General features: G+C 51.1%; 3 protein-coding genes and 1 pseudogene. 3 read left to right on the top strand and 1 reads right to left on the bottom strand.

What is annotated here, in order from left to right; genetic code table 11:
- Window positions 1-1,064: 1,064 nt before the first annotated feature.
- The gene (locus GRH90_RS25605; protein WP_162368787.1) at window positions 1,065-2,489 is read right to left on the bottom strand and encodes an IS4 family transposase; all 1,425 of its coding nucleotides are present in this window, start codon (window positions 2,487-2,489) and stop codon (window positions 1,065-1,067) included.
- Between the two features lie 102 nt (window positions 2,490-2,591).
- Between GRH90_RS25605 and GRH90_RS25600 the strand changes: the two genes are divergently transcribed.
- From GRH90_RS25600 to GRH90_RS25590, 3 genes and pseudogenes are all read left to right on the top strand, one after another.
- Window positions 2,592-3,203, top strand: a complete 612-nt coding sequence (locus GRH90_RS25600) for an IS66 family transposase zinc-finger binding domain-containing protein (RefSeq protein WP_162368786.1) — start codon at window positions 2,592-2,594, stop codon at window positions 3,201-3,203.
- A gap of 592 nt (window positions 3,204-3,795) precedes the next feature.
- Complete coding sequence (ltrA, locus tag GRH90_RS25595) at window positions 3,796-5,484, top strand: group II intron reverse transcriptase/maturase (RefSeq protein WP_162368785.1); 1,689 nt, start codon at window positions 3,796-3,798, stop codon at window positions 5,482-5,484.
- Between the two features lie 73 nt (window positions 5,485-5,557).
- Window positions 5,558-5,994 (top strand): annotated as a pseudogene (locus GRH90_RS25590) (IS66 family transposase); the annotation flags it as partial.

The raw sequence follows: 5,994 nt of genomic DNA, 5'->3' as shown, positions 1-5,994 counted from the left end.
GATGGTCCTCTCTGCTTAACATGGCGCTTCCTTTTTCGGTGTAGGAACCTTAAAGAAAGACCATGTTGGGTGGAGTGGACAACTTTTCCGATGAATTACGACCTTATATCAGCGATGCCGACACCTATATATATATTAATTTTGAACTGCGAGTTAACCTTGGTTGAATGATTCGGTGACATCGCATGTCCCCCGCCTGACTATGATAGTCACAGCATCTGAGGATGTGTGGTTAATGGACTTCCACTGCATCTTTTACGTCTGTTATTGTCCGCCCTCCTAACAGTGAGGTGTACTGACAGTAGCGGTCACTGTTATTTATTCTTTTTTCAAGCGATAATCTTGGGTGGAATAATATTGTTGGTTGTCTTAGGGGTCTTTTATCTTTCCTGTTCACCCGTCGCTATGCGAAGAGATCTATATCATATGCCTGATAATATTTATTACTCCCTATAAGCGGCACGGATCTCATCAAGCCCAATGACGCGAGTGAAGCGCTGCCGCAAGCGGTCAAAGCGTGAGTGGCACGTCAAAAGGATATTCGCTATGATGAGATATATCGCCTGGAGCGGGATGTCCACGACCACACACAGTACCGCAAAGCTTTAAGCAGCTGTCTAATCGCCCGCTACCAACGGCTAACTGTGACAGTGGCAAGAGGCTACCTGCCGGGCTACTCATCCCTAAGCCAGTATGAATAAGCTCATCTTGCCCTGTTCAACTGTTCTCGCGTCCCGGTTGCTATGTTCATCTACCGGCCCCCGCAAGGTGTGAGGTGTATATGCCCCCTAAAATTACTCATTCCGCTTGGTGCGGCTTGGTAGCCCTGCAACTGGCCTGGCAAGATGGAAGGATATTATCTGAAGCGGGGGAACAGCCGTTTCTTATCCGTTGGCTCCAGCAAGCGCAGCAGTAAAAACGGTTCTCACTAGATGTTGCGCCGATCTTGCTTACTCAAACTCAGTCAATTGAATACCGTCTCAACCCGGCTGAAGTACTGTTTGCTGTATTATTGGGAGTCGGGCTCCGGCATTTTGTCCGTAAGCGTACGCCTAGCCTTGCAACTACCCACATCTCCCGGTGACCATTTCCCATCCGGTCTGTATTTCGTTTAATCGTCGCAGGCCACGCCAGATAACAATATTACCGGGCGGATGTTTATTTTTATTTCCCATATAACCTCCCAGTTGGGCTAGTTTTATCGTATATTTCTCGAGAGTATATGATGACATGACTTGCGTTGTATCTTTAACCATCGTGTCCAGTATTTTTATCTCTGTTTCGCTGAAAGCAAGTTCTGCCGGAGCGGCGGGCATTTCCCTGCTTAACATTGTCAACCAGAATATCCGCCAGCTCAGGATGCAGTAACAACAGAGTAAATTTGTCAGCCGCTCTGCCGAACCCAGTCTGGAGCGCTCTGCCTGACATCCAGACTTCATAACCTTATGGAACGTCTCAATTTTCCAGCGATGGCTGTACCATTCCAGCTTTTCCGTGGCCTCAACCAGACTTGTCACCGGCAGGTCAGTCAGTAACTTCCACTCAACCCGAGCGTTATTATTTTTCGGGCCTTCTTCTGTCGCGATAATTGCCGTCAGCTGTAGATCAGGATATTGCTTTGCCTTACCAATCGGAGGATGTAATGTGAGTGTTTTCCATCTGATACTTAGTATTATTTCGCGCGCACTTTCTTTGTCATTCCGAAGAAGGATTCGATGATGTCCTCGATGGTCAGAAGGCACATTTTTCATTTCCTCTTCCATGGTGGTATTTTCAGCCAGACGATTTACACACGTTCTGACCAAGAAATGGGTATTTAACTCTGATGCCAGGCAATACAGTTCGTAAATATCACTCTCACGGTCGCCAATATGCACGCATCGTTCCGGACATTGCAGTAACGCCGTTGACTGCCGCAAATTCTCAAGCCAGCGATAGCTTTCTTTTTCCTCAATGGGAACGCGGGTGGGATTAATTTTCCTTTTGAGTGCATTGGTACCTTTGAATTTTTTCCGGGTCCAGAATTTCACCGCAGTCAGGCCGAGCGGGAGCCCGGATGTCGTTACGGCCAGACTGGAATGCATCAAGATCCCACAATTGATGCCGGTATCATTGCCTGTTTTGACAAGTCCGGCTATATGGCTGCCTGCAAATCCTACTGCGTCAGGGTTATCCCGGTGGTAGCCGAATGTCGTGGTATCCTGGAGCAGCAGAATATTTTCATCTTCCAGCGCGTGTATCCGTTGGCAGGTGGCTTCGGAATGTCCCAGTAAAAGGTGCTGTTCATCAATCCTGTCGCTGGAAAGAAACCGATAAGCGGCTTTTGTCGCTGCACGATCCTGGCAGGAAAAAGGAAGGCTGTTGCCCATCCCGCGCCAGAGTTTTTGCATCAAAGATTTAAAGCGACTGGCATGGCGGCGATCGCTAAACACAGAAGAATTAATTTCCTCATCTAGCCATGAAAGCGAAGCTTGTTCCTGATTAACCATTGTTCAGCCATCCCTGAAAATAACTTTATCCGATTATCCTTATGATTATATTAGTATAATTGTGGGTAGTTGCAAGGCACCCGCCACACTTACCATCACGGCATGAAACAGAAAAATCATGCTCTTCCCAATGAAGTATCCACACTGCAAACGCTGGTCGCGCAACAACAGGCGACCATCGCATCCCTGCACGACGACCTTAACGCACGGAAATCGGAAATCGACCGCCTGCTGGCGCAACTGGCGACACTGCGGCGCCTCTACTTCGGGCGCAGCCCGGAAAAGGCCGAGCGGCAGATAGTCCAGTTGGAGCATCGCCTCGAAGAGTTGCTGACGGAAGATAAGGTCCAGTCTGCGCCCGTCGATGGCCCGGCTATGCTGCCGGCCTTACGTCCCTCGCCGGTGCGCCGGCCTTTGCCGTCACACCTGCCGCGTGAAGAGCGCTGCCTGGAGCCGCGGGAGCCGGCCTGTCCGGACTGCGGCGGCGACCTTAAGCCGCTGGGCGAGGATGTCAGAGAACAGCTTGAGCTGATTAAAAGCGCCTTCAAGGTGATAAAAACCCGGCGGACAAAGAAGGCTTGCGCCCGCTGCGATGTCATCGTCCAGGCGCCGGCGCCGTCGCGTCCCATCGAGCGCGGCATCGCCGGGCCGGGCCTGCTGGCGCGCGTGATGACGGCGAAATACGCCGAGCACGTGCGACGTGAAGTCGCCTGAGTAATTGTTTCACAGGAAAATCCTGAAGAGAAACCTGATGTTCCGTCATCAGTAGCCTACCGACACATGCAGGACTGGTAACGGTTTTGTGTGAAGCTGCCGGGACAACGAAATCGGGTCTACGGACCATGCTGACACCGTGAGGTAAAGCACTGCCTACAAGCATCATATGGGCACGGAGCCAGGCTGGGTGGCATGACCAACATAAGTGAACTGCTGATAAACATCATTACGTATGACAGGCCAAAGATGCTGAAAGGCCTGAACCAAAAGGTGTGTGGATGGTTATTCTTAAATGTTCTGGGAATACACGGACATAAGATCCACTGGTGGATAGGCAGGGTCTACCCCACTCCGTTACTCAGGGGAAACACGGTAAACCCGTATTGCTGCCCGGAGCTATGCCCCAGGCAGGCGAACCGTAAGGAACGCTATTGGTGATGCGGGCAGAGGATGGCGGAAAAAGCGAACGCCCTGCTGTAATGGCGGGGATAAGGGTTCAGAATTTGCCCGGTCCCGAAAGGGAGCAGACTTCCGCCGGGTCTTTAATCGTTTGAAATACTGTAAAGCTACCGGACAGGAGGCAGGCAAGATGAGTACCAGCACTGTGGTATCTGCGGTCTCCCGCCCTATAGGATGGCATACCCTTCACTGGCGATACCACCACCGACGGGTGCGGAAGTTACAGGTACGGATAGCGAAGGCAACGTTGGACAGGCAATGGCGTAGGGTTAAGTCCTTGCAACGTATGCTGGTCCGCTCGTTTTCTGCAAAAGCACTTGCAGTTAAACGGATTACTGAAAACCCCGGGCGAAGAACACCCGGAGTCGACAAGCAGACATGGAGTACACCGGAAAGTAAATGGAAGGCAATATCTCAGCTGAAACGAACCGGATATAAACCGCTTCCTCTCAGAAGAATATATATTCCCAAAGCTAACGGTAAATCCCGCCCGCTGGGTATTCCCGCCATGCGTGACAGGGCCATGCAGGCCTTGTGGCTGTTGGCGCTGGAGCCCGTTGCGGAAACCACTGCCGACCGTAACAGCTACGGGTTTCGCCCGCTAAGAAACACAGCTGACGCGACAGGACAGATATTTATCTGTCTAGGTAACAGGAGCACGGCAGAGTGGGTGCTGGAAGGCGATATCAAAGGTTGCTTCGACAATATCAGTCATGACTGGCTGCTTGAAAATATACCAATGGACAGGCAGATACTCAGAAAATGGCTGAAAGCCGGATTTATGGATAAAGGAACCCTTTATGCCACCGACAACGGCACACCACAAGGCAGTCCAGTTTCACCGGTGCTGGCGAATATGTGTCTGGATGGTCTGGAGCAGAAACTGGCTGAACAGTTCGGTCGGAAGAATACGGCTCCGGCCAGACGACACAAGGTAAACTATGTGCGTTTTGCCGATGATTTCATCTGTACAGGCAGCTCCAGAGCGCTTCTCGTAAAAGAAGTTAAACCGCTAATCATTCAGTTTATGGCTGAACGTGGTTTAACATTATCAGAAGAAAAAACCCTCATCACGCATATAGATAAAGGGTTCGACTTTCTGGGGCGAAATATCAGGAAATACAACGGCAAGTTGTTAATTAAGCCGTCGAAGAAAAACCTGAAAAATCACCTCAGCAAAATCAGGTCAATTATAGAAAAGAATCAGATGGTCACGGCGGCGCAGTTAATCATCTTGCTCAATCCGATAATCAGGGGATGGGCAAATTATCACCGCCATATCGTGGCCAAAGAAACCTTCAGCTATGTTGATCATCAAATTTGGCGAAAAATCTGGCAATGGTGCAGGCGACGCCACTCAAACAAAGGTGCAGGATGGGTCTATCGGAAATATTTTCGATCGTCCAGAACCGGGACGTATCGGTGGTTATTCCATGGGGAAGATCGAAACGGAAAAATATGGGATCTCATGTTGAGCAGTACCGTTCCGATACGTCGCCACATCAAAATCAGAACCGAAGCTAATCTTTATGATATCCGCTGGGAAACCTATTTTGAGCACCGTCAGGATAACATCTGGGCGGAATCTCAGAAGGGTAAACGAAAAATCACAGCAATATGGCACAGGCAAAATCATACCTGCCCGTTATGCGGTCAACGTTTCACTAAAGAAACCGGATGGCATATTCATCATAAGGTGAAGAAAACACTGGGTGGGGGAGATGAGCCTGACAACCTGGTGCTGTTACACCCCAACTGCCATCGACAAATTCACAGTAACGAAGCCGGCTCTCTTGATCGGGAGTTTATAAAGGCTTGAGCGGTGTACCGGGAAACTGGTACGCACCGTTCTTAGGGGAGGATGGGCCAGTAATGGCCTGTCTTTACCCGACACGCCGCTGTATCGCCTGTCTGAAATCTTCGCCCGCCAGGGCGTCACATTGAGCCGGGCCACGATGGCCGGCTGGGTGGGGTTGTGCAGTAATCTGCTGGCGCCGCTGGCCGACGCGGTATGCGACTATGTGATGGACACGGGTAAAGTGCACGTCGACGACACGCCGGTGGACGTGCTGCAACCGGGCAACGGCAAGCCTAAAACCGGCCGGCTGTGGGTCTATGTGCGTGACGACCGCAATGCCGGTTCGGTACTGCCGCCCGCGGTGTGGTTCGCCTACAGCCCGGACCGCAAGGGTGCTCATCCGCAAACGCATCTGGCCGGGTTCAGCGGACTGTTGCAGGCGGATGCGTATGCGGGCTTCAATCCGCTGTATGAAGAAGGCCATATCCGCGAGGTCGGCTGCATGGCCCATGCCCGGCGTAAAATCCATGA

This window comes from Acerihabitans arboris (assembly GCF_010131535.1).
Classification (GTDB): domain Bacteria; phylum Pseudomonadota; class Gammaproteobacteria; order Enterobacterales; family Enterobacteriaceae; genus Acerihabitans; species Acerihabitans arboris.
The sequence above is the reverse complement of the archived record's forward strand: the minus strand, read 5'-3'. Positions and strand labels throughout refer to the sequence as shown.

Excerpts from the sequence above, each read along its gene's own strand:
- GRH90_RS25605 (WP_162368787.1), bottom strand. The coding sequence starts at position 2,489 with ATGGTTAATCAGGAACAAGCTTCGCTTTCATGGCTAGATGAGGAAATT.
- GRH90_RS25600 (WP_162368786.1), top strand. The coding sequence starts at position 2,592 with ATGAAACAGAAAAATCATGCTCTTCCCAATGAAGTATCCACACTGCAA.
- ltrA (WP_162368785.1), top strand. The coding sequence starts at position 3,796 with ATGAGTACCAGCACTGTGGTATCTGCGGTCTCCCGCCCTATAGGATGG.